Source organism: Mesorhizobium sp. WSM4307, from assembly GCF_007003945.1.
Classification (GTDB): domain Bacteria; phylum Pseudomonadota; class Alphaproteobacteria; order Rhizobiales; family Rhizobiaceae; genus Mesorhizobium.
Map to the genome: position 1 here is coordinate 46843 of NZ_VFTB01000012.1, position 23435 is coordinate 70277.

A 23435-nucleotide genomic window follows, 5' to 3' on the forward strand; every position below is an offset into this window, starting at 1 on the left:
CCCAATGTAGACAAAGCGCGCATGCGCGATAATATGGTGCAATCGGCACAACCTGTGCGAAAAGGCGAACAATGGCAGCGGATCTCGGCGACCTACAAGCGTTCATGGCGGTGGCGCGCGCCGGCGGTTTTCGCGAGGCGGCACGGGTGGGCAATGTCAGCGCCTCCAGCCTCTCGGAGACGGTGCGGCGGCTGGAGACCGGGCTCGGCGTGCGGCTGCTCAACCGCACCACGCGCAGCGTCGCGCCCACCGAGGCCGGCGCGCGCCTGCTCGAGCGGCTGGGTCCGGCGCTCGGCGAAGTCGAGGCGGCGCTCGACGTGGTCAACGGCTTTCGCGGCCGCCCCGCCGGCACGCTGCGGCTCAACGTGCCGGTCGTCGCGGCGAAACTGGTGCTGCCGCGCCTGTTGCCGCCTTTCCTCGCCGCCTATCCCGACATTCGCGTGGAAGTGACCGCCGAGGACAGTTTCGTCGACATACTGGCGAGCGGCTGCGATGCCGGCATCCGCTATGAAGAGCGGCTGGAGCAGGACATGATCGCCGTGCCGATCGGCCCGCGCCGGCAGCACTACGCCACCGCCGCCGCGCCGGCCTATCTCGACCGGCACGGCCGGCCCGAGCATCCGCGCGACCTGCTCCGTCACGCCTGCCTGCGCGGCCGCTTCGCCAGCGGCCTGACGCCGCCCTGGGAGTTCGAACGCGACGGCGAGGTGGTGAGCGTCGAGCCGACCGGCCCGCTGCTGGTCAGCACCGGCACGGCCATGGCGCTTGCGCTCGAGGTGGCGGTGGCCGGCGGCGGCATCGTCTCGCTGTTCGAGGACTGGCTGCGCCCCTATTTCGACGATGGCCGGCTGGAGCCGGTGCTGAAGCCCTGGTGGCAGGAATTCTCAGGCCCGTTCCTCTACTATCCCGGCCGCCGCCTCACACCGGCGCCCCTCAGGGCGTTCATCGACTTTGTCGGTGGTATGCGCTGGGGCTGATGGGAATACATCCCACGCTTCACGCACAATTTGGGCGAAAGAGCGAAGATGGCTGGCGGAAGCCCCGCCGAGATGAACGGTGGCTCACCTGGCATGATCAATTGTCGAAGACCTTAGCAGTCCTCAACGGGGCGTCGACGGCCAAAGCCGCATTCTTCGGACGCATCGATTCGAGTACATCTCCGCCCGGTAGATCGCTCTGATAAAGTGCTCTTGAGTGTACGGCCACAACCTCCATCGGGGTGCTGGTATCGGCCGGTTTGAATAGAGCGCTTCCACTTGCGTTGCCGAGCGACTGGCAAAAATGTCCGATCGAACGTTTCCCAAGTTTAAACAAAGCCGCGTCCGTGTCAGTATAATGGATCACCAGACAGGTGGGCGATCCATCAAAACGAAAGGCCTGGCGCCAAGTCCCGGTTTCGATGAGCTCATGGTCATAGGGAATTGACTTGTTTTCAAGCCGCGCCTTCAGTTGTATTGCGTTGACCGCCAATCGCTGAAAGCCGGCAAGAACAACATGGTCGAAATCCTTGGGCGCTGCCAGTTCAATTCGAGATTTCGGATCGTTCTCGGTGTCAAGAACCAATACCAAGGCATCGGTATCCAAGTCGTCCAGATCGGGGTTGCCGCTCAGGAATCTTGGCAAGTCTCCCATCTGTACAGCGTCCCATCCGCCGCCGGCGACCGACAGTTCCAGTCTTTTGACCGCGAAGGCGGGCGTGGTCATCGACATGGGTATGTAACCTAACCGCACATTCGCCCCGAGGCCACTGAGCCCGGCCAAGCAATGTTTCGCGGTAAGGACGCGAGCGTTGGTTATGGCAGCACCAGAGCAGAGGATTCTTTGTCTCTGCGGTTGCGAGGTGTCAAAAGCGTAAATAACCCCAACGTGTTCGTTGATCGTTTGAGTGATATCGTCGGCAACCGTTCCGAAACAACTTGATATGTATGCGTTGTAGGTTTCCGCGCACCGTTTTGCCAGTTTCATCTGTTGCGCCGTGAGGTCATCTTTCTGGCCGCCGAATAGGCATATCTCGCTAAAACCGTCGATGAGATTTTTCGAAATTCCACCATAAGATACCTCCCGCCGCAAGGTCCGGACAGCTTCGCCACAGTCTGCGGCCGAAGACTTCGCGGATGGTGTCGACAGGTTGTTGACCACCAAAGTTGGCGTTTCAAGATTCCCGTAGCCCTTAAGGATACGATCAGATGCCACGTCGGGCTCTACTTCAAGCTGAGACGGGCCATGCAGGCTGATGAACGTGTTGCGGCCCACATCGTCGCTCGGCAAGAAGTCTGGGATTTTCAATGTGGGGTTGTCGAAAAAATCCATCATCTTGGCCGGCATTGGCTTGCCAAACTTTCTTTGCCATTTCGAAGCAAAGACGCTGGCCTGCGCGAGGCCTGTCAATTGATCAAAAACGCTATTGGCCTGTTCCTGTATTGTGACATTCCGGTCGGGTGCCGCAAGCGTTCCACCGATCGCCGCATCCGATCGGGAGATATCTACTGCATCAGGACCAGCCGGGAGACGCTGGTCGAGAGCACCGGGTAGCGAAAAGTTTGTGATTTTCAACCGTAACGAGTCTGCTGAACCAAATCCGTTTGTTGCGAGCGGATTGAGGGATATTGTTGGTCGACTAGGCAGCGTATAGTGATCGGCCGCGCCGCCTAGCTGTTGCCAAGCGCTTGAACCGGGATCGGATCGCGCGTCCTGACCAAAGCTCTGCTCGCTCAGGTACAACAAGTTGATAAGAGATAAACACGCCATTTGCACCTTGAGCTTCATTTATCGCACCAGCGTTGACGGTCGAAATTTATTTGGCGCTATCTTGCCACGGGCAAGGATTTTATAATAGGCTGACCACCATTGGCTATGGGGGTGCCAAAAAATGAAGCTGAATAACGGTCCGGTGTCCGGCTTTGCCGGATTTTTGTTATGCCTTAGCGCGTGCTCTGCTGTTCAAAGCTACAAAGTTGGCGGAGACGAAATAGAGCACACGCAACAAAGAGCGGGCACTTACTACCTTCCAAAACACCTTCTGGATGTTAAAATCTTTGGTGAAGGCAAAGCCGAGAATGTTACTGTTGACCCTATCGCTGTTCAGGATTCCGCCCTCGCTCTTGAGACGGGTCTGTCTCTCTCCGGCCTCTCGGACGACAAGATTACTGTCACGTTCGATAAAACTGGCCTGCTGGCATCGGTCTCGGCTACGTTGACGGACAGGACAGGTGACATACTCGTCGAACTGGCCAAAATCGCCGCACATTTCCGCGCTGCACCAGCGGACAAACCATTGCTCCAAGAGGTTGCGTTTGACCCATTCGATTCTGTGGCTGCCAAAAAAAGCAACGATATACTGAAAGGCAGTAAATCATGTGTCGAAGTAGAGCTTCGGCCGGGAGTCTGGAGCCCAGGGTGCGATTTATTATCTTTAGGAAAGTCAACTGGATCTCCTATTCAACTTTATAGACTGCCGAAGAGCGTTATGCCTGGAATATATTACCGTAGAGCGGCATCTCGGATGGTTCATGTTGTCCTTAATGGGAAAACAGTGATGCTTGTCCCGCGTGATTTCGCGAATGACGAGCCAATATATAGGATCGACATAAACCGATCTGCTTTCGTAACACGCTCCACAGAGATAAAATTCGAGGACGGCGCACTCATCAGTGTGATGGTGGACAAGCCGTCCGAGGTGTTGGCCGCCGTAAAACTCCCGCTTGCCATTGTGAGCGCCGTCGTCGATTCCGCGACAGCCGGCACGGCCGGAGCAAAATCCGCCTCTCTAAATGCGGATGCCGCCAAGTCGAACAGCCAGGCCAATCTCGCGAATGTTGCTGCCGCGAAGCTCGCAAGTTCGGAAGGGTCAGCTGATGCGGAGGCATACAAGCAAGCACTGCTAAGTGGCGGCAACGGGTCCAGGGATGCAGCCCTCACCACAGCCGACATAGCCTACTGTAACAAATACTGGCCGTTGGCCCGTGATCGGTGTTATGCGCAAGAGAACCACTGATGAAAGCTTACTTTAGGCTTCTGCTGATTGCGCTGGTTCTTCTGTGTTCGACGTCCATGATGTCGGCTCGAGAAGGTCCGCTTATGCCCGGTAAGTGGCCTGCCGGCGTAAAAGTGACGCCGCCAGATAGGACCAATACGGGCATCGAAGTAGCTGGAGGCTGGCCGAGCAGCCGCCGCCAGGTGGTTGGATTGAGATTCTACCAAAAAGGTCAGCTTAGTGCTTGCAGTGGCCTGCTCGTATCGAAAAAATTTGTCCTTACGGCTGCGCATTGCACTTGTGGAGATCGTGATTTCGACATCACCAATAGCCCTTTTTCTGAGGATCGTTGGGTCCACGGCAAGTTCGTTTCTCGTTTTGGCAACTACGATTGTAACGCATACCCACCAAGGGGTGATGATCTGGCGCTGGTGGTGATTGATAAGGAGATCGATCTTTTCCTCAATTCGGCCCGAGAACCCATTTGCGGTTCTTATGGTTTGCTTAGTGATATCAAGCGTGCTGGCGATTTTTACCCTAATTTCCCACGTCGCGTTACGGTTGCCGGTTACGGCTTCGAAGGCGACGAGGAGAGTTCGATTGGCCTGCAGAGAGAAACCATCGTCGATGTAAACTCGTTTGCCTGTGCGGATCCCATAGCTCGGCATTTCATGTGCAAGCCATTCAAGGAGTTTGTCGCCGGCGCTGTACCCACAGATGGGATGGTCAGAGATACATGTGCAGGTGACAGTGGCGGGCCGGCCTTTGCCGTCGTTGAGGGTAATCTGATCCCTGTTGGGATCGTTTCCCGCGCGTTGCCTGTCCAGCAATTTTTTCCGCGGCACGGCGATTGTGGCTCTGGCGGGATATATACGCTGATCGGCAGGATCGATGTTCTCGAGTGGATGAGAAAATCCGGTGTCAGTGAAGGGGGCACCGATCCAGACTGCGCTCCACCCGTGATGAAATAGCGATGATGTCTAATGGCACACCCAAATGAGGTCCGTTGACAGGTCCAGCAACCTCTGGAAGCCGATTTTCGAACAATCTAAACGCGATCTGTAACGGTTTGTTTCCATGCCCGGCATATCCACAGGAGGCCGCGTCGCGCTTGGCCGACGCATCATGGACGCGTGAAGCATGGGTTCGCCCTGGTCCGAATTGCTGGCCAATCTCGCGGTCGTTGCGATGTTCGTTTCGGTCTGGATCCACACGCATGTGTGGCTGGATCGCAGGCCGGCCCCGGTGAAGGCCGCGGCCTTCGGCCTGCTGATGGGCGCCGGCGCCATCGTCCTGATGCTGACTCCCATGCAGTTGCAGCCGGGCGTGCTGGTCGATCTCCGGGCGACGATGATCGCCATTGCCGGCTTCTTCGGCGGTCCCGTCGCCGGTATCGTCGCCGGCGTCATGGCCGGTGCCTTCCGGACCTTCGAGGGCGGCATCGGCGCCTTCGCCGGCGCGGTCGGGATCGCGGCCACCATGCTGGTCGGTGTCGGCGGCAACCTTGCGCTCAGGGGCCGCGCGCCCACCATGGCCGACATCATGATCCTTGGCGCGGCGACCGCGGCCGGATCGCTGCTCGGCCTCAGCGTCCTGCCGCATTCCGTCCTGCAGACGGTTCTGCCAAAGGTGGTGCTTCCCTCCACCTTGCTCATCTTCGTCTCGGTGGCACTGTCGGGGCTTACGCTTTACCAGGAGCGGCGGCGCCTCGATGCATTGCAGTCCCGACGCATCTTCAAGGCCGTTGTAGAGACATTGCCCGATTGCCTCAACGTCAAGGATCTCGAAGGACGGTTCATCGCCGCCAACCCGGCAACCGCCGAACTGATGCATGCGGCCAACGCGAAGGCGCTGATCGGCAAGACGGATTTCGACTTCTTTCCACGCGAAACGGCGCAGGGATACCGCCAGGACGAGCTTGCCGTCCTGGCCTCGGGCGCCTCATCCACCATCGAACAGCGCCTTCACCACGACGACGGGACCAATGGCTGGCTGTCGACATTGAAAGCGCCCTTTCGGGACAGAAGCGGAGCGATCGTCGGGCTGATTACGCACAATCGCGACATCACCGTACGCAAGCACTTGGAGGAGGAACTGGCGGAAAGCCAGGCCAGGCTCGGAGACGCCCTGACGCACATGGCCGACGGCCTGGTGATGTTCGACCCGGACGACAAGATGGTGCTTTGCAACGCCCGGTATAGCGCCATGTTTCCGAAGACGGCCGACATACGGGTGCCCGGTGCCGACTACCGCGATATCCTGCGCGCCTCGGCGGCGCGCGGCGAGGGGATCACGCCGCCCGACGCGGTCGAAGACTGGATCGCCAGAATCATGGCCTCGCAGAAGGTCGCCAGCCACCGCCAGGTCCAACTCGCCGACGGGCGCTGGCTCGACGTGCGGACCCGGCCGACCGGCGATGGCGGTAGCCTGAGCGTGTTCTCCGACATCACCGAGGCCAAGCAGGTCGAGGCGAAATTGCTGGCCGCCAACGAGAAGCTGAACCTCCTGGCGCATCGCGACGGGCTGACCGAACTGCTGACGCGGCGGGCCTTCGACGATGCGCTGGCGCGTGAATTCGCCCGCGGCAGGCGCAACGCCATACCCCTCAGCCTGCTCATCATCGATGTCGACTGGTTCAAGCGGTTCAACGACCATTATGGCCACCCGGCGGGCGACGAATGCCTGCGCGCCGTCAGCCGCTGCATCGAGGCGACGGCGCGGCGGCCGGCCGACGCGGCGGCCCGCTATGGCGGCGAGGAGTTCGCGCTCGTCCTGCCCGAGACCGACGCCAGAGGCGCCTTCGTCATCGCCGAGACCCTTAGAGGCAAGGTGCGCGACCTTCGGCTTGCGCATGCCGGCAGCGAAAAGGGCACCGTCACCGTCAGCATCGGGGTCGCCACTTTCGACGGGAGTGCCGAGATCGAGATCGCCGATCTGCTGCGGCGCGCCGACGAGGCCCTCTATGGCGCCAAGGCCGCCGGGCGGGATCGCGTGCATGGCTGGCGCCCGCATCTGAGCGAACCACGCACGACGGGTTCCCGGCGCAAAGCGTGAGCCATCGCCGTCACACCACTGTCATGGTCTACTGCCACTAATCCATAAATCTGGATATGTGGATTGATGGACAAGGCAACAGCATTGCAGGCGCTCGCCGGGCTCGGCCAGGAAACCAGGCTGGAGGTGTTCCGGCTGCTGGTGCGGGCCGGGACCGACGGCGTGCCGGCGGGCGAGATCGCGACGCGGCTGGGTGCGGTGCAGAACACCATGTCGGCGCATCTGAAGATCCTCGGCCAGGCCGAACTGGTGCGTGCCGAGCGCGACGGGCGCAGCATCCGCTATACCGCCGACATGACCGGGTTTCGCGATCTGCTCGCCTATCTGATGGAGGATTGCTGCAATGGCGCGCCGGAGCTTTGCCAGCCGATCCTCCAGGCCGTGACCTGCAAATGTTGAGCTTGACATGACCGACCTTCGACGCCGCCTCGCAGCCGAAGCGCTGGGCACCGCCATGCTGGTTGCCACGGTGGTCGGCTCGGGCATCATGGCCAGCCGGCTGACCGGCGATGTCGCACTTTCCCTGCTCGGCAACACCATTCCCACCGGCGCCATTCTGGTGGTGCTGATCACCACGCTGGGGCCGGTCTCCGGCGCCCATTTCAATCCGGCCGTGACGCTGGTTTTCGGGCTGCGGCGCGACATCGGCTGGCTGGCCGTGCTGGGCTACATCACCGTCCAGATTCTCGGCGGCCTTGCCGGCACGCTGGTCGCGCATGCCATGTTCGACCTGCCCTTGCTCGAGGTGTCGGCGACGGTGCGCAGCGGGCACGGGCAGTGGCTGGCCGAACTGGTCGCGAGTTTCGGCCTGGTCTTCACCATCCTTGCCGGCTTGCGCTTCCGGGGCGATGCCATCCCCTGGCTGGTCGGGCTCTACATCACATCGGCCTACTGGTTCACCGCCTCGACCTCCTTCGCCAATCCGGCGGTGGCCATTGCGCGTGCCTTCTCCAACACGTTTGCCGGCATCCGGCCCTCCGATGTGCCGGCCTTCATGGCAGCGGAACTGGCGGGCGCGCTGCTGGCGCTGGCCTTGGCCGGATGGCTGCTGGCCGAACCCAAGACCTTCACCGACAAGACCGTCACTGAGATGAAGGCCGTGCAATGACCATCACCATCTATCACAACCCGGCCTGCGGCACCTCGCGCAACACGCTGGCGATCATCCGCCAGTCCGGCGAGGAGCCGCGGGTGATCGAATATCTGAAGGCGCCGCCGTCGCGCGAAAGGCTCGTCGAACTGATCGAGGCGATGGCGATGACGCCGCGCCAGTTGCTGCGCGAGAAGGGCACGCCCTATGCCGAACTCGGCCTTGGCGATCCCAAATGGAGCGACGACGAGATCCTCGATTTCATGCTGGCGCATCCGATCCTGATCAACCGGCCGATCGTGGTGACACCACTCGGCGTCGTGCTGGCCCGGCCGTCCGAAAAGGTGCTCGATATCCTGCCCAATCCGGATATCGGCCCGTTCACCAAGGAGGACGGCGAGGTCGTTGTCGACGCAAGCGGCAAGCGGGTCGTCTGAAGCCTATTTCGATATTCTTCGAAATAGGACTTGACGGTTTCCGTCGCCGGCCGCATGCTATTTCCATGAAACTCGAACAAGCAGCGAAGCAACTGGAAGCGCTCGGCAATCCGACGCGGCTGAACCTCTATCGTATCCTGGTGCGGGCTGGCGAAGCGGGCCGGCCGGTCGGCTTCCTGCAGGAGAGCCTCGGCATCGCCGCCTCGACGCTGTCGCACCATCTGCACCGCCTGATCCTGACCGGGCTGGTCAGCCAGGAGCGGCAGGCGACGACGCTGATCTGTCGCGCCAACTATCCCATGATGAACGATCTCATCGGCTTCCTGGCCGACGAATGCTGCGCCGATGCCGCCTGCAATCCGGCAGCGGAAGACGCGGCTGCCTGAATTTTTGCCTGTTATTTCGATAATACCGGAAGGATAGAAGCTGATGCAAAACGATCTGCCCATCGCCGTCATCGGCGCCGGTCCGGTCGGCCTGGCCGCCGCCATTCATCTCATCGCCAGGGGCCTGCCGGTAAAGGTCTATGAAGCTGGCGATGGTGTCGCCGCCAATTTGCGGGATTGGGGCCATGTCCGGGTGTTCACGCCCTGGCGCTATTGCGTCGATGAGGCGGCGAGAAGGCTGCTCGAAGGCCATGGCTGGCGGAGGCCGGACGCGGAAGCCTTTCCCACTGCCGATGAACTCGTCGCGCACTATCTCGAGCCGCTCGCCAACCTGCCGGAACTGGCGCCGGCGATCGAGACCAAGGCGCGTGTCGTGGCCATATCGCGCTGGGGCGCCGACAAGGTGCGCGGCAGCGAGCGCGGGACGCGGCCTTTCATGCTCGTCGTCGAAACCGCCGATGGGACAAGGCGCGACAGCGCCCGCGCGGTCATCGACGCCTCGGGGACATGGCGCACGCCCAACCCGCTCGGCGCCGGCGGCATCGCGGCGGAGGGCGAGGCGGAGTTTGCCGACCGTATCGCGTATGGAATTCCCGACATTCTTGGCCGCGACCGCGCGCTCTATGCCGGCCGCACGACGCTGGTCGCCGGTTCCGGCCACTCGGCGGCCAATGCCTTGCTCGACCTGGCCAGGCTGGCGGAGGCCGCGCCCGGCACGGCCTTCATCTGGGCGGTGCGCGGAACCGACCTCGTGCGCATCTATGGCGGCGGCGACGCCGACCAGTTGCCGGCGCGCGGCGAACTCGGCGCCGATATCCGCGACCTCGCCGAAAGCGGCCGCGTCCAGCTGGTGACGGGCTTTGCCACGCTTGCGATCCGCGAGCATGACGGAAGGCTGATCGTCGAGGGGCAAAGCGGGGATGGCCTGGCTCAACTCGGCCCTGTCGACCGCATCATCGCCGCGACCGGGCAGCGCCCGGACCTGTCGCTGACCCGGGAGCTCAGGCTCGATCTCGATCCGTGGCTGGAAGGCGTCAAGGCGCTCGGTCCGCTCATCGATCCCAACGAGCATTCCTGTGGCGACGTGCCGCCGCACGGCCACCGCGAACTCAGCCATCCGGAGCCCGGCTTCTACACGGTCGGCATCAAGAGCTATGGCCGTGCGCCGACCTTCCTGCTGTTGACCGGCTACGAACAGGTGCGCTCGGTCGCGGCGGCGCTCGCCGGCGACATGGCGGCGGCCGACGCGGTGCAACTGGTGCTGCCCGAAACCGGCGTCTGCACGGTGCCGGCGGGCGGCGCTTCGCGGGGCTGTTGCGGAGGGCCGGCGCCGGCGGCGATCGATGCCTGCTGCGTAGCGGATGCCGACGCCAAGGCCGCCGGCAAAAGCGGTTGCGGCTGCGCCGGCAAGATGGAAGCCGCCGAGTGAGCGACGCCAAGATTCCTGCCTCCGCCATCTGGGCGCTGGGCACCACTCAGATCGTCGGCTACGGCACGCTCTACTACAGCTACAGCATCCTGGCGCCGGCGGTGGCGGCGGAACTCGCCTGGTCGCAGCAATGGGTGTTCGCCGTGCTGTCGGTGTCGCTGTTGGCAAGCGCCATCCTGGCGCCGTTCGCGGGCAGCCTGGCGGACCGGGTCGGGGCGGGGCGCCTGATGGTGCCGGGTTCGCTGGCGGCGGCGGGCGCCTTGCTGTTGTGTGCGTTGGCGCCGGGGCGCGCCGGCTTTGCCATAGGCGTGCTGGCCATGGAACTCGCCTCCTGCTTCGTCCTCTACAGCACGGCCTTCGTCGCCATCGTACAGCTCGGCGGTGCGCGGCGCGGCATCACCCATCTCACCTTGATCGCCGGCTTCGCCTCGACCCTGTTCTGGCCGCTGACGACGCTGCTGCACCAGCACCTCGGCTGGCGCGAGGTTCTCGCTCTGTTTGCCGCGCTCAACGCCTTTGTCTGCCTGCCGATCCATTGGTGGCTGGCCCGGCTTTCCAGCCGTATCGGCAAGGCGCGGGAGAGGATCGTTCCGGTCACGGCGAGCCTGTCGGGGTCAGCGCCCGGCCGGCGATGGTCGCTCCTGTTCGTCCTGGTGCTGGCCGGCTTTGCCATAGAGGGCTTCATGCTCTCGGCAATCCTCGTGCAGATGGTGCCGCTGCTCACTTTGGTCGGCCTCGGCGGCGCCTCGGTGCTGGTCGCCAGCCTGTTCGGCCCGTCGCAAGTGGCAAGCCGGCTGGTCAACATGCTGTTCGGCCGCGGCCTGTCGCAGACATCGCTGGCGCTCGGCGCGACCGCCACACTGGCCGGCGGTCTTGCGGTGCTGCTCATGGTGGCGCCCTCCGTTTCCGGCGCCATGCTGTTTGCCGTGCTTTTCGGCTTCGGCTCGGGCCTGATGAGCATTGTCGGCGGCACGCTGCCGCTCGAATTGTTCGGCCAGGAACGCTACGGCTCCTATGTCGGCTGGATCACGGCAGCGCGCCAGTTCAGCTCCGCCTTCGCCCCGTTCGGCCTGACCCTGATGATATCGGGCCTCGGCGTCTTCCCGGCCTTGTGGCTCAACGTCGTGGTCGGCCTGTTCGGCATCGCCGCCTTCGCCGCCGTCGCGCTGATCAGCCGGCAGTCGCGCAAGGGTGAAAAGGGCGGCATGGCCAATGCGGCTGCGCCGGGCGCGGACAGTTTTACGGCAGCGCCGGATTACATGTCAGGTGCTCGTCTGAAAACGCTGAACTGAAAGGACTGAGAGGAGCCCCATGGCGTCAGGTGCAGATGGTCGAGTGTGCGAACAAGTGCAAAGCCGGATCCAAGGACTTGGGCGAGCTTGCTTGCGTCGTATCGTTGAACGGGCAGGCCGCTGCATTTCTCCGGCCCGTCGAGTGCGAACGTCGCGATAATCGCGTAGCCATCGGGTGCGAGTGCCCGCCTGAGTGTGACGAGGTAAGCGTCACGATCGGCTTCGTCGACCATGAAATGGAAGGCAGCCCTGTCATGCCAGACATCGTAAAGTCGCCTCGGCGACCACGTGCGAATGTCGGCAACAATCCAATCGATGTGCCCGCCTGTCCCAGCCAGCCGATCGCGAGCCGCCGCGATCGCCGTAGCGGACAGATCCAGGACAGTGACGTCCTCAAACTGTTGTTCTTGAAGATTATCCACCAGCCGAGAGGCGCCGCCGCCAACGTCAACGATGGCAGAGCTGCGCTCGGCAATCTCTTTGATCAACGAAAGCGAGGGCTCGGGATTATCTTGGAACCAACTGACGCCGTCCTCGCCCTTCGATTCATATGCTGCGTTCCAGTGCAACTGCGATGCCTCTTTTTCCATCGGGCCGGCCCTCACTTTTGGTGACACCGTCCAGCATATCAGTCGCGATGGCCGGCCGGTGATCAATTTGTGGAAGCACGATTATTCAGACCGGCAAGAATTGATCCAGCAGGCGCCGTTCCCGCCAAGGCACAGATTGCTGCCGGCTGACATTGCGCGGAAGTGGCAACCGATATTGCGCTACACTTTCCCCCGGCAGTCGCGGTAAATGCAGGGATGACCGATCCCTCCGCGCCGATCGTCAAGGCCGTCGCCATAGCCGCCGAACCGGCCAGGGTCTGGCGCGTGCTGACGACGCCCGCGATGATCCCGCAATGGATGTCCGACGAGGAGCTGACCGTCAGCCTGGAGGGGCATGCCGGCGGCGCGATCGTGATAGGCGGGCTGCTGCATGGCATGGCGTTCGAGAACCGTGGCATTGTCCGCGCGTTCGAGCCGGAGCGGCTGTTCTCCTACAGCTACTGGAGCACGCTGTCGGCCTCGCGCCTGGCGGACGTGCCGGAAAACCACACGCTGGTCAGTTTCGCCCTGGCGCCGGCGGATGGGGGAACACTGCTGACGCTGACGCTCAGCGACTTCGCCGAACCGGCGATCCGTCCGCACGCCAATCTCTACTGGGGTCCGACCTTGCAGATCCTGAAGGCGGTGTGCGAGCGGCGTTGAAGAGGGCGCCATCGCAGCGGCGCCGGTGGTTACCTCGGGCGCTTGGCCAAAGCCCGGATGCGGTCGGCGACCTTGCCGTCGACCGGGTTGTAGACCGTCAGGTTCAAGTCCGGCCGGCCATCGACCGCGAAGGACGAATATTCCAGCTCGATGTCACCCAGTTCCGGGTGCTTCAGGCGCTTTGTCCCGTCGCCATGCGCGAGCACGTCGTTCTCCTGCCACAGCGTGGCGAACTCGGCGCTGCCGCTGCACAGTTCGTCCACCAGGAGGGTGACCTCGGAGACCGCGCCGGCGCGCGCCGCATCGGCCCGGAACGCGCCGACCACGAAACGGGCAAGGTTTTCCCAATCATGCTGCTTGGCGCGGATGTGGGGCGTGAGGAACATGAAGCGCAATATGTTGCGCCGGCCGGCGGGGATGGTGCCGTAGTCGGTCAGCACGATCTCGGCGGCGCGGTTCCAGGCGACGACATCCCAGGTGGCGGTCTTGACCAAAGCGGGGCTGGCCTCGAGCGTGTCGATGAGGCGCTGCAGCCGGGGGCTGACGCCCTCGTCGCCCCGGTAGCGGACCTCGGGCGGACGGCCGAGCCCGAGCATGAAGAGATGTTCGCGCTCCGCCTCGGTCAAAAGCAGCCCCTTGGCGATGCGGTTCAGCACATCGGCCGAAGGCGCGCCGCCACGGCCCTGTTCCAGCCATGTGTACCAGGTCGGGCTGATGTTGGAGCGCTGGGCGACCTCTTCGCGGCGCAGCCCCGGCGTGCGCCGGCGCCCGGAGAAGCCGAACGAAGCGGGATCGAGCCGGGTGCGGCGGTCTTTCAGGAAGGCAGCGAGCGAACCGGGGGTGGGCATCCTGTTAGCCATTATACCATGATAAGATCACTACTTTAATGGAATAATAGACCGGAGATACTGCGCGGGCAACTGTGCAGGAGATTTTGCATGCGTATCTTTTTGACCGGCGCCACCGGCTTCATCGGCTCGGCGCTCGTTCCCGAACTCATCCAGGCCGGCCATCAGGTGATCGGCGTCACCCGCTCCGATGCCGGCGCCGACGCGCTGGCGGCCGCGGGCGCCGAAGTGCATCGCGGAACCCTCGAGGAACCGGCGAGCCTGCGCAGCGGCGCGGCAAAGGCGGATGCCGTGATCCACACCGCCTTCGACCATGATTTTTCGCGCTTTGCCGAGAATTGCGAAAAGGACGCCCGAGTCATCGCGGCGCTCGGCGAGGCGCTCGCCGGATCCGACCGGCCGCTGGTCATCACCTCGGGCGTCGGCATGGGCAGCCCCGGACATGGCCAGCTGGCGGTCGAGGACGTCTTCAACGCCAGCCACCCCAATCCGCGCATCGCCTCCGAACTCGCCGGCAATGCCTTGCTGGAGGCCGGCATCAATTTGTCGGTCGTGCGCCTGCCGCAGGTCCACAATCCGGTCAAGCAGGGGCTGATCTCGCCGCTCATCGAGATCGCGCGGCAAAAGGGCGTCTCGGCCTATGTCGGCGAAGGCCGCAACCGCTATTCGGCGGGGCATCTCTCCGACGCCGCGCGGCTCTACCGGCTTGCCGTCGAAAAGCGCCAGCCGGGTGCGCGCTATCACGCGGTCGGCGAGGAAGGCGTCGAGGTGCGCGCCATCGCCGAGGCGCTTGGCCGGGGCCTGAAATTGCCGGTCGTCTCGATCGCGCCGGAAAAGGCGGCGGAGCATTTCGGCTGGATGGGAATGTTCGCCCCCATGGACCTGCCAGCCTCCAGCGCGCTGACCCAGGCACGGCTCGGCTGGCACCCGACCGGCCCGACGCTGATCGCCGATCTCGACGCCATGCGCCCCTGATGGGCTGCGGCCTCAGCCAGGGCTGACGGCGTAGCGCAAATGGATGAGCCCATGCGCCAGGGTTTCGCAGCTTCTCAGCGACAGCTGCATCTTGCCGGCGAGGCCGCTTTCGCCGAATTCCACAAAACCCTGGTTTCGCGCCCGCGCATCGAGCGCGGGCGCGACCAGCAGGCTTAATTCATCGACAAGCCCTGCCGCGAAGAAGGAGCCGTTGATGCCGGCGCCGCCTTCGAGCAGCAGCCGGCGGATTGCGAGCTCACGCCCGAGCACTTCGAGCATGGCGGCGAGATCGATCTCGGCCGTTTCCGACACGATATAGGACACGCCGTCGGCGGCGAGCTCGGCCAGATGGCTGTCGGAGACGTCGCGCCCAAGCAGCACCACGACATGGTCGCCGCCGACATCCGGCTTGGCGAAATGGAGCCTGCCGGAGGCATCGAGCGCCACGGCATAGGTGCCCGCGTCGCGTTGCGCGAAATGATGCGGCCGCTCGACCTTGCCGATTCGCGCCGGTGGGTGCGCGCCGGCCTTGCTCATCTCGGCCATAGTGACGCGGCCGACAATCCAGGCGTCGCCCTGGAGATCGCCGTGGATCTGCTCATAGAGGCCTGACCACTCGGCCCGAGTTCCGTCCGGGCTGGCCGTGTAGCGGCTCGGATGAAGACCGCCGTCGAGCGAGGCGAGCATATGGCAGATGACGTGCGGCTTCATGGTTTCTCCAGGGATGGACGGATTTTCGGGAAGGACTGAGCTTCAGGAATGACTCGGGGGTCAAACTAGGGCCGCGGCCCCGGAATGGAAGCCGGGCAGGTCGGGTTGGCCAAAATTCCGACAATTCCGATAATTCGCCCCCAGCGCTGTTATATCGATGTTGCACAAATGGTTGACCCTGGGTTAGCATCCCTTGGCTGATGCCGATGGGAGGCGGTTTTTGCACGGCGATCAGCTGGAGCGGCATGCGCTGTCCCGCGCAAGGAGGATGCTCCAACACTTTGAACCGACGCATGATCCTTCCTGAAACCGTCCCGGTTTCCGGGGCGTGCGTTCTTGTGGAGGAGATCAACCATGAACAGACGTGAATTCCTGATGACGTCCGTGGCCGCGGGCGCCATGATGCTGGCCGCACGTTCGGCGTTCGCCGAGGATAAGCTGACCATACTGGGTTCGGTGCCCAATCTCGGCTTTCCGTTCTTCGTGCACATGCTGAACGAGATCAAGGCCGAAGCGCAGGCCCAGGGCGTCAACCTGACCGAAAGCGACGGACAGAATTCGGCCACCAAGCAGACCGCCGACATCGAGGCGGCGCTGGTGCAGAAGGTCAACGCCATCGTGATTTCGCCGCTCGACGTCAACGCGCTGGCGCCGGCCATCGAGGAAGCGGTCAAGGCTGGTGTTCCCGTGGTGACGATCGACCGCCGCGTCGACGGTGTCCAGGGCATTCTCGCCCATGTCGGCGCCGACAACGTCAAGGGCGGCGAGGCGGAGGCGCAGGCCATGGTGGCGGCGTTCCCCAACGGCGCCAAGCTGTTCCACCTGCAGGGCCAGCCGGGTGCCGGTCCGGCGATCGATCGCAACAAGGGCGTGCACAATGTGCTCGATCCCCTGAAGGACAAGTATCAGATCATCTTCGAGCAGACCGCGAACTTCGCCCGCGCCGAGGCGCTGTCGGTGACGGAAGCCGGGCTCGCCGCCAATGGCAAGCCGGACGCCATCATCTGCGCCAATGACGACATGGCGCTCGGTGCGCTCGAAGCCTGCGCGGCGCGCAACTTCACCGACGTCAAGATCTACGGCTTCGACGCGCTGCCGGAAGCGCTGGTTGCCGTGCGCGACGGCAAGCTCGCCGGCACGGTCGAACAGTTCCCCGGCCAGCAGTCGCGCACCGCCGTGCAGATCGCTGTCGCCTACGCCAAGAACAAGACCGAGCCGAAGGAGAAGCTGGTGCTTTTGACGCCGATCGTCATCGGCAAGGACAATCTCGACAAGGCCGAGAGGTTGAGCGAGACGAAGTAGAACTTGGCGGAGACAGGCTCATTAGCAAGGCTGGCGGGACAGCGCGCCGAAGGCGGGCGCGCTCCCGCCACTTACCGCAATACGGGAGCAACCCTTGCCAGCTGAAGCCGCGCCTGTCCTGCTTGCCGTCGAGGGCGTCACCAAGCACTTCGCCGGCGTGACCGCGCTGAGCGACGTCTCGCTCGACATCCGCCCCGGCGAAATCCTCGGCCTGCTCGGCGAGAACGGCGCGGGAAAATCGACGCTGCTCAAAATCCTGTCGGGCGTCATGCCGCCGTCCAGCGGGCGCATCATTTTCGACGGCGCCGAATACGCGCCGTCCAACCCGCAGGATGCCAAGCGGCTCGGCATCGTCACCATCTACCAGGAACTCAGCCTGATCCCGACGCTGACGGTGGCGGAGAATATTTTCATCGGCCGCGCGCCGGTCGGGCCACTGGGGCTGGTGAGCTGGCGGCGCATGGAACAGGATTCCCGCGACATCATCGCCCGCGTCGGCCTCTCCATCGATCCGATGACGCCGGTCTCGGCGCTGTCGGTGGCCGAGCAGCAGCTGGTCGAGATCGCCCGCGCGCTGTCGCTCAAAAGCCGGCTGATCATCATGGACGAGCCGACCTCGGCGCTGACCGAGACCGAGGTGCAGCGTCTGTTGTCGATCATGGGCCGGCTGCGCCAGGACAAGGTCGCCATCATGTTCGTCACCCACCGGCTGGAGGAGGCCTCCGCCATCTGCGACCGCATGACGGTGCTGCGCGACGGCCGGCTGGCCGGGCATCTCGACCGCGACAAGGGACGACCGATCCAGTTGCCGCGGATCATCGAGAAGATGGTCGGCCGCGCCGCCTCCGAACTCTATGCACGGCCGGTGCAGCGCGCGGTGGCCGGCGATGTCGTGCTGTCGGTGCGCGGCCTGCGCACCGTGCGCGACCCCGAGGCGCCGCACGCCATCGTGCTCGACGGCGTCGACATCGACGTCAAGGCCGGCGAAATCCTCGGGGTCGCCGGGCTTGTCGGCTCGGGCCGCACGGAGCTGGCGCGCGCCATTTTCGGCGCCGACCGCATCGCCGCCGGAACCATCACGCTCGACGGCAAACAGATCGCGCCGGCCTCACCGGCGGATGCCATCGCGCTCGGCATCGGCCTGGTGCCGGAAGACCGCAAGCACCAGGCGATCTTTGCCGCACTCGGCATCCTGCCCAATTTCTCCGTCGCTTCGCTCGGCACGTTCAGCAACGGCTTCGGCTTCATGGCCGAGCGGCGCGAGCGCGACGCGCTGTCGGGCTTCAGGAAAATGCTGTCGATCCGCATGGCCTCGGCCGAGCAGGCCATCGAGGGCCTGTCGGGCGGCAACCAGCAGAAGGTGATCCTGGCGCGCTGGCTGGCGCGTGACCCGAAAGTGCTGATCGTCGACGAGCCGACGCGCGGCGTCGATGTCGGCGCCAAGGCGGAGGTGCATCAGATCCTGGTGCAACTGGCGGCGCGCGGCATCGCGGTGATGATGATCTCGTCCGAGCTGCCCGAAGTGCTGGCGGTGTCGGACCGCATCGTCACCATGCGCCGGGGCCGCATCACCGGTGAGATGCCGGGCGTCGAGGCAAACGAGGAAAAACTGATGGAACTGATGGCGCTCGACAGCCAAGATGCGCTTGGGCAGGATGCGGAGGATCAGGCACGATGAGCATCGCCGAAGAGCAGAGCCAGCGCGGCGGCGCGACGATCGCGCGGCTGCTGATGAGTTTCGGGCCGCTGCTGTTCCTGGCGGCGCTGGTCGTCGTCTTCACCGTGCTGAAGCCAAGCTTCATCGACCCGATCAATCTGTTCAACATCACGCGGCAGATCTCGATCACCGGGCTGATCGCGCTCGGCATGACCTTCGTCATCCTCACCGCCGGCATCGACCTCTCGGTCGGCTCGCTGCTGGCCTTCTGCGGCATGGTCGCCGCCGTCGTCGCCAAGGGCGGTGCGGCCAACACGCTGTCGCTGTCGACCTCAGGCACGCAGGGCTATGGCTGGTTCGCGGCGCTGCTCGCCGCAGTCATCGTCGGCGCCGCCGCCGGCGGCGTGCAGGGGCTTGCCATCACCCGACTGAAAGTGCCGCCCTTCGTCGTCACGCTGGGCGGGCTGACGGTGTTTCGGGGGCTGACGCTGACCATCTCCAATGGCGGCCCGATCTCCGGTTTCGACGCCTCGATGCGCTGGTTCGGCACGGGGCTGATCGGCCCGGTGCCGGTGCCGGCCATCATCTTCGCCATCGCCGCGATCCTGTGCCACATCGTGCTGCGCTACACGCGCTACGGACGCGCCGTCTACGCCGTCGGCGGCAATGCAGAGGCGGCACGGCTCTCGGGCCTGCGCGTCGACCGCATCCTTGTCTCGGTCTATGTCATCGTCGGCTTCTTCGCCGGGCTTGCCGCCTTCGTGCTGTCGGCGCGGCTCAATTCCTCGGAAGCGGTCGCCGGCATCGGCTACGAGCTGACGGTCATCTCCGCCGTCGTCATCGGCGGCACCTCGCTGTTCGGCGGCATCGGCTCGGTCGGCGGCACGGTGGTGGGCGCGGCGCTCATCGGTGTGCTGCAGAACGGGCTGCAGTTCAACAATGTCTCGTCCTACACGCAAAGCATCGTGATCGGGCTCATCCTGATCCTGGCGGTGGCGTTTGACCGGTGGCTGAAGTCGCGGGTGCGAAGGTAAGGGCAAGAGGTCTGCGCTCACCCCCTCTGTCCTGCCGGACAGAGGGCGCCTCGCACCAGCACTTTCACCCCGGCAACTGCTCCTCGATAATCCGCGCCGAACCCGGCACCAACTGCCTGGCCTGATCAAACCGCAGCACGACCATCCATTTCCCGGCCCGGTTGCAAAACGATCGGGCCTTGCTAGAAAGGCCTGGGGCGGGTGGCATCGTGAGAGACCTCATGTTTGCCGATATCATCAGGCCGATCAGCTTGAGTTTTTCGCTGCTGCGGCGCTTCTGGCCGCAGCTTGTCGCGCTGGTGCTGGCCGGGGTGCTGGCCGGCGATCTCCTGCTGCAGCTGGCGGCGAAAGTGGCGCTCGCCAATCATTTCGCCGGGCTTGCCATGCTGACGCTGGTGGCGCTGGCGCAGCTGGTGGTGACGGTGGCGACGTTCCATGTGCTGCGCCCCGGCCTGCCGCATGTCTTGGCCGCACAGCGCGGCGCCGACAAGGCCGCGAAGCAACAGGACACTGCCGACCGGCGCGGCTCGCGGCTGGTGCGCATGATCACCATCGCGCTGCTGCCTTTCTTCGCCTATTACGCGGCCTGGGGGTTTCTCGGCGATATCGTGCGGCAATATTCGCGCGCCACGCTCGACCAGGCCGATTTCGGCCAGGCCGGAAATGTGCTCGACGTGCTGGATTCGCGCTGGCTGCTGATCTCGGTGGCGGTGTCCTGGCTGATCCGCCGGCTGGCCAAGTTCATGCAGACGAAAACCAAGACCGCCTCGTTCTGGCAGATCGTGGTGGTGATCTGCGAGACCAACTGGATCTTCGTCGGTCTCTATGTGATCAGCCGCTGGAAGGACACGGCGCTGCAATGGCTGATGAGCCGCTCCTTCTGGTCGGTGCTGCAGGCCACCGCCGACGGGCTGGCGAGCCCGGTGCCGGGGGCGAATGCGGCCCCGATGGTGCCGGTCGAAATCACCTCGATCGCGCCCTCGACGGTGGCCGTCAACCTGTTCTTCTACATGCTCCTGCCGCTGATCTGGCTGGTCATGGCGGCGCTGATCTACGGCTATGACGTGCGCGACGATGCCGCCCTGATGCGCGTGCACGATCGGGTGGAGCGCTTCGGCGCGCGCTATGCCGGCCTGCCGAAATTCCTGCGCGACTTCGTCGAGCATTTCATCGCCGGCTACCGCTCGCGCTATCTGCCGATCGCCAATGGCGTGCGGCTGACGGTGAGTTCCAGCCTGCTGCTTCTGTGCACGCTGATCGTCGGCTATCGCCTCATCGACTGGGGCGCCGCCTGGCTGTGGCTCGGCGCGACGCGGCTGATCGGGCCGCACGAACTCGATGTCTGGCAGATTTTCTCGCACGGGGTGACGCTGCTGTTCGGCAGCCCGTTCCAGGATTCCTCCACCGGCATTTTGATCGAGCCGATCAGGATATGTTTTCTGGCCGCGGTGCTGGAGACGGCGTTTTCGCTGAGTTCCCTTCGCCCCGTTCACGGGGAGAAGGTGCCGACAGGCGGATGAGGGGCGGCGCTGACGTGAAAGAATTGAGCTTGGATACGCAAAGCCGGTGCTGACCGCGACGTTGGGCAAATCAGCCACTTACCGGAGCGTTGGCGCTGCCCCTCATTGCCCTGCCGGGCGTTCGTCACTCGAAAAGCCAAGCAATTGGCTTTTCGTCCGCTTCGCGGACCGCTTCTCAACTCCCGTATAGTGACGGGGAGAAAGTAGCTATTTCGGCGGCCGCTGGAAGCGCAGAAACCACGGCCGCTCGCTGCCCAACCCGACGGCCGGGCGGATGGTTTTCACCGCATCCTCCGGCACAATAAAAGTGTCGCCGATGATGATGGTGTCGCCCTTCCTGGCGCCGGAGAAGATCGCCGAGGTGCAGTTCATCACGCCCGCCGGCAGGCTGACGCCGCTGATGGCATCCGGCAGCCAGCGGCGCCCGGCGGCGTCGGTCAGCATCAGCTTACAGCCCAGCCACTGCTTTTGCAGGTCGGGGTCACCTATCTTGACCGAGAACGTGGCGATGACGGCGAAGGCGTGGTCGGGCAGGCGGCCGGCCTTGCCGCCGCGCAGATCGGCCAGTTTCCAGTCGCTGCCGCCGAACGGCACGGCCTGGCCGAAATCGACATCCCGGGCGATGAGATCCTCGCCATGCAGCCATTCGCGCAGGCTGTCATAGCTGGTCTCGGCCAGCGTCAGCGGCAGCAGGATGGCAAGCGCCACAAGGCTGCGCCGCCGCCATTTTTTCTCGGGCTGCCGGTCTTCGCCGGCGATCGGTCCGGTAGAAACGGCGCTCATGACTTGCCTTGAAGTGTCTGGGCCTGCGGGGCATCCAAGTCGAATTCCGGCAGCACATCCGCCGGCTGGCCGTCGGCGCTTGTCGGCACCCCATCGAGGCTGATGCGCGCCTGGGCGTCGAGCGGGGCGAACTGGCGCGCTGCTATCAGCAGGCTGGCGCCGCGGATCTGGTCGGGCGGTATTTCGAACACGAACAGGCCGCGCTTCTCCAGGCCCGGATCGACGCCATGCGGCGGCATGTCCTGGCGGTAGCCGAGCCGCTCCGTCTGGTGGTAGCGCAGCCCGGTCGGGCCTTGCCAGGTGCCCTCGGCAACCGTTGTGGAGGCGGCGGTGGCGGTGAGATTGGTCGATACCACCGCCCACAGGCCGCTGGTGGTCAAAGACCTTTCCTGGCCGAACTGGTTGGTTTTCAGGGCGCGGGCAAAGACGACCTTGTCGAGCCGGACATCGAAGCTGCGCGCGCGCACGGTGTCGCGCATGGCGCCATCGACCGGGATCGGCGCGGTGAGGTCGGCATAATGTGGTTTCGACACCTGCATGCCGTAGCTCAGCGCTACGGTGCTGGCGAGGATGACGAGATTGCCGAGGATGCGGATTCTCATGAGCCGGTTCCCGGCGCCGGCACGTCGGCGACCGGCAAGGTGATGGTGCCGAGCCGGTAGGGATTGAACCAGCCGGGCATGCCGTAGAGGTTGTCGCGCGGGTTGAAGATCTCGGCGGTGACGCCGAAGCTCAAGCTGGCCGGGACAGCGGCGTCGCCGGCCAGCGGCCAGACATAGGCCATGCGCTCGGTCATGCCGGGATGGAGTTCCGGCGTCAGCGTCGAATCACGGATTAGCGCGATCGTCGGCATGGGGTCGGGCAAGGTGATGCCGTCCGGCTTGAAGACATCGAAATAGGCCTTATCGGATTGCGCGGTGCGGTTGGTCATGTCGGCCTCCAGCACCAGCGCCTTCTGGCCGGGCTTCAAGAGCACGCCATAGGTTCTGGCGTGGCTGACATAGGCGCGCACCGGCTGGACGCGCCAGCGCCCGGCATCGATGGCGGCATCAAGCGGCAATTGCGGCGGAGCGTGGGCGGGCAGGGCGCCGAAAGCGCCCATCAGACCGGCAACGAACAGCGCAGCGATGGTCCCCGCGCCGGCCGTGATCCAGGTTTGAACTTTTGAGCGGGCAGTCCTGAACATTCCAAATCATGCACGTCGAACAGCCACCCACGCACAATCTAGAAAGAAACAGAACCGATTGGAACCCGCAAATGGCTGGTCCAACATGGCCGGTCTTCAGGCCGCTTCGCGCGCCCACAGGCGATGGCCGTGGCGGCGGAAGAAGCGGGCCACGAGACGCTGCTGCCTCGCCCGGACGAGGTCGGGCAGGCGCCGTTCCTGGCGCCAGCGCGGCATGTTGCGCCAGCAGGCGATGAAACGGGCAGTGTCCTCGATGGCCTCCTGCGCCGACAGCGCCGGGCCGATCGCCGCCAGGAACAGCGGTTCGGATTGTTTCAACTCGTCGATGACGGCCTTGCGCCGGAAATGCTCCTGGCGGGCCTGCGCGATGCCGTTGCGGCGGATCGCCTCGAAGGCTTCAAGCAGAGCAGGGCTGTCGCCGGTGTAACCGCAGGCGCGGGCGAAATCGGCGGCATCCATCATTGCTCCCGGGTCTGGTGCGGCAGGCGACTCACGTTTGTGAGTT

The 23435-nt window shown here is 64.2% G+C and carries 24 protein-coding genes; 16 read left to right on the forward strand and 8 right to left on the reverse strand.

Annotated elements, in window-relative coordinates:
* Nucleotides 1–71 precede the first annotated feature (71 nt).
* Nucleotides 72–977, forward strand: coding sequence for a LysR family transcriptional regulator (locus FJV83_RS27305; RefSeq protein ID WP_142885461.1), 906 nt, complete (start codon nucleotides 72–74; stop codon nucleotides 975–977).
* A 97-nt stretch (nucleotides 978–1074) separates the two neighbouring features.
* On the opposite strand, the gene FJV83_RS27310 is transcribed toward FJV83_RS27305, so the two are convergent.
* Nucleotides 1075–2766, reverse strand: coding sequence for a hypothetical protein (locus tag FJV83_RS27310; RefSeq protein ID WP_142885462.1), 1692 nt, complete (start codon nucleotides 2764–2766; stop codon nucleotides 1075–1077).
* Between the two features lie 103 nt (nucleotides 2767–2869).
* Here FJV83_RS27310 and FJV83_RS27315 point away from each other — a divergent pair, with 103 nt between their 5' ends.
* The 9 genes from FJV83_RS27315 to arsK all read left to right on the forward strand — a co-directional run bounded on the left by FJV83_RS27315 (nucleotide 2870) and on the right by arsK (nucleotide 11661).
* Entirely contained in the window at nucleotides 2870–3994 is a 1125-nt protein-coding gene (locus FJV83_RS27315) for a hypothetical protein (protein WP_142885463.1), read from the forward strand.
* Nucleotides 3994–4944: a trypsin-like serine protease gene (locus FJV83_RS27320; RefSeq protein ID WP_095776059.1), complete on the forward strand. Its 951-nt coding sequence runs from the start codon at nucleotides 3994–3996 to the stop codon at nucleotides 4942–4944. The genes FJV83_RS27315 and FJV83_RS27320 overlap by 1 nt, the downstream gene beginning before the upstream one ends.
* Before the next feature lie 169 nt (nucleotides 4945–5113).
* The gene (locus tag FJV83_RS27325; protein ID WP_142885464.1) at nucleotides 5114–7027 is read left to right on the forward strand and encodes a diguanylate cyclase; all 1914 of its coding nucleotides are present in this window, start codon (nucleotides 5114–5116) and stop codon (nucleotides 7025–7027) included.
* 66 nt (nucleotides 7028–7093) lie between these two features.
* Nucleotides 7094–7426, forward strand: a complete 333-nt coding sequence (locus tag FJV83_RS27330) for a helix-turn-helix transcriptional regulator (protein ID WP_142885465.1) — start codon at nucleotides 7094–7096, stop codon at nucleotides 7424–7426.
* A gap of 7 nt (nucleotides 7427–7433) precedes the next feature.
* A complete protein-coding gene (locus tag FJV83_RS27335) occupies nucleotides 7434–8135 on the forward strand; it encodes an MIP/aquaporin family protein (RefSeq protein ID WP_142885466.1) in 702 nt (233 codons plus the stop codon).
* Complete coding sequence (gene arsC / locus FJV83_RS27340; protein WP_095776055.1) at nucleotides 8132–8554, forward strand: arsenate reductase (glutaredoxin); 423 nt, start codon at nucleotides 8132–8134, stop codon at nucleotides 8552–8554. The genes FJV83_RS27335 and arsC overlap by 4 nt, the downstream gene beginning before the upstream one ends.
* A 65-nt stretch (nucleotides 8555–8619) precedes the next feature.
* Complete coding sequence (locus FJV83_RS27345) at nucleotides 8620–8940, forward strand: metalloregulator ArsR/SmtB family transcription factor (RefSeq protein ID WP_095776054.1); 321 nt, start codon at nucleotides 8620–8622, stop codon at nucleotides 8938–8940.
* A 43-nt stretch (nucleotides 8941–8983) separates the two neighbouring features.
* Nucleotides 8984–10369 carry an NAD(P)-binding protein gene (locus FJV83_RS27350; RefSeq protein ID WP_142885467.1) on the forward strand — a complete coding sequence of 462 codons (1386 nt, stop codon included), beginning with the start codon at nucleotides 8984–8986 and terminating at the stop codon, nucleotides 10367–10369.
* Nucleotides 10366–11661 (forward strand): arsenite efflux MFS transporter ArsK, encoded by a 1296-nt coding sequence (gene arsK, locus FJV83_RS27355; protein WP_142885468.1) that lies wholly within the window; start codon nucleotides 10366–10368, stop codon nucleotides 11659–11661. The genes FJV83_RS27350 and arsK overlap by 4 nt, the downstream gene beginning before the upstream one ends.
* Here arsK and FJV83_RS27360 read toward each other — a convergent pair.
* Entirely contained in the window at nucleotides 11625–12251 is a 627-nt protein-coding gene (locus FJV83_RS27360; RefSeq protein WP_142877984.1) for a class I SAM-dependent methyltransferase, read from the reverse strand. The two genes, arsK and FJV83_RS27360, sit on opposite strands and share 37 nt — an antisense overlap.
* A gap of 216 nt (nucleotides 12252–12467) precedes the next feature.
* Between FJV83_RS27360 and FJV83_RS27365 the strand changes: the two genes are divergently transcribed.
* Nucleotides 12468–12914 carry an SRPBCC domain-containing protein gene (locus FJV83_RS27365; RefSeq protein WP_142885469.1) on the forward strand — a complete coding sequence of 149 codons (447 nt, stop codon included), beginning with the start codon at nucleotides 12468–12470 and terminating at the stop codon, nucleotides 12912–12914.
* 29 nt (nucleotides 12915–12943) lie between these two features.
* Here FJV83_RS27365 and FJV83_RS27370 read toward each other — a convergent pair whose 3' ends face one another.
* Nucleotides 12944–13774, reverse strand: a complete 831-nt coding sequence (locus tag FJV83_RS27370) for a helix-turn-helix transcriptional regulator (protein WP_095793861.1) — start codon at nucleotides 13772–13774, stop codon at nucleotides 12944–12946.
* Between the two features lie 78 nt (nucleotides 13775–13852).
* Here FJV83_RS27370 and FJV83_RS27375 point away from each other — a divergent pair, with 78 nt between their 5' ends.
* Nucleotides 13853–14737: an SDR family oxidoreductase gene (locus FJV83_RS27375; RefSeq protein WP_095793860.1), complete on the forward strand. Its 885-nt coding sequence runs from the start codon at nucleotides 13853–13855 to the stop codon at nucleotides 14735–14737.
* A 12-nt stretch (nucleotides 14738–14749) separates the two neighbouring features.
* Here the strand turns inward: FJV83_RS27375 and FJV83_RS27380 are convergent, their stop codons facing one another.
* On the reverse strand, nucleotides 14750–15448 hold the full coding sequence (locus tag FJV83_RS27380) for a RibD family protein (protein WP_142885470.1): 699 nt from the start codon (nucleotides 15446–15448) through the stop codon (nucleotides 14750–14752).
* 354 nt (nucleotides 15449–15802) lie between these two features.
* Between FJV83_RS27380 and FJV83_RS27385 the strand changes: the two genes are divergently transcribed.
* The 4 genes from FJV83_RS27385 (at nucleotide 15803) to FJV83_RS27405 (ending at nucleotide 20961) form a co-directional block, all read left to right on the forward strand.
* Nucleotides 15803–16750, forward strand: coding sequence for a substrate-binding domain-containing protein (locus FJV83_RS27385; protein WP_095776046.1), 948 nt, complete (start codon nucleotides 15803–15805; stop codon nucleotides 16748–16750).
* A gap of 94 nt (nucleotides 16751–16844) precedes the next feature.
* Nucleotides 16845–18428, forward strand: a complete 1584-nt coding sequence (locus FJV83_RS27390) for a sugar ABC transporter ATP-binding protein (protein ID WP_142885471.1) — start codon at nucleotides 16845–16847, stop codon at nucleotides 18426–18428.
* Nucleotides 18425–19441, forward strand: a complete 1017-nt coding sequence (locus FJV83_RS27395) for an ABC transporter permease (protein WP_038648308.1) — start codon at nucleotides 18425–18427, stop codon at nucleotides 19439–19441. Before FJV83_RS27390 ends, FJV83_RS27395 begins: the two co-directional genes overlap by 4 nt.
* Before the next feature lie 221 nt (nucleotides 19442–19662).
* Entirely contained in the window at nucleotides 19663–20961 is a 1299-nt protein-coding gene (locus tag FJV83_RS27405) for a hypothetical protein (protein WP_142885472.1), read from the forward strand.
* 207 nt (nucleotides 20962–21168) lie between these two features.
* On the opposite strand, the gene FJV83_RS27410 is transcribed toward FJV83_RS27405, so the two are convergent.
* From FJV83_RS27410 to FJV83_RS27425, 4 genes are all read right to left on the reverse strand, one after another.
* Nucleotides 21169–21744 (reverse strand): hypothetical protein, encoded by a 576-nt coding sequence (locus FJV83_RS27410; RefSeq protein ID WP_142885473.1) that lies wholly within the window; start codon nucleotides 21742–21744, stop codon nucleotides 21169–21171.
* Nucleotides 21741–22346, reverse strand: coding sequence for a hypothetical protein (locus tag FJV83_RS27415; protein WP_142878295.1), 606 nt, complete (start codon nucleotides 22344–22346; stop codon nucleotides 21741–21743). Before FJV83_RS27415 ends, FJV83_RS27410 begins: the two co-directional genes overlap by 4 nt.
* A complete protein-coding gene (locus FJV83_RS27420; protein ID WP_142885474.1) occupies nucleotides 22343–22930 on the reverse strand; it encodes a hypothetical protein in 588 nt (195 codons plus the stop codon). Before FJV83_RS27420 ends, FJV83_RS27415 begins: the two co-directional genes overlap by 4 nt.
* Before the next feature lie 96 nt (nucleotides 22931–23026).
* Complete coding sequence (locus FJV83_RS27425; protein WP_142878297.1) at nucleotides 23027–23389, reverse strand: hypothetical protein; 363 nt, start codon at nucleotides 23387–23389, stop codon at nucleotides 23027–23029.
* Nucleotides 23390–23435: the final 46 nt, after the last annotated feature.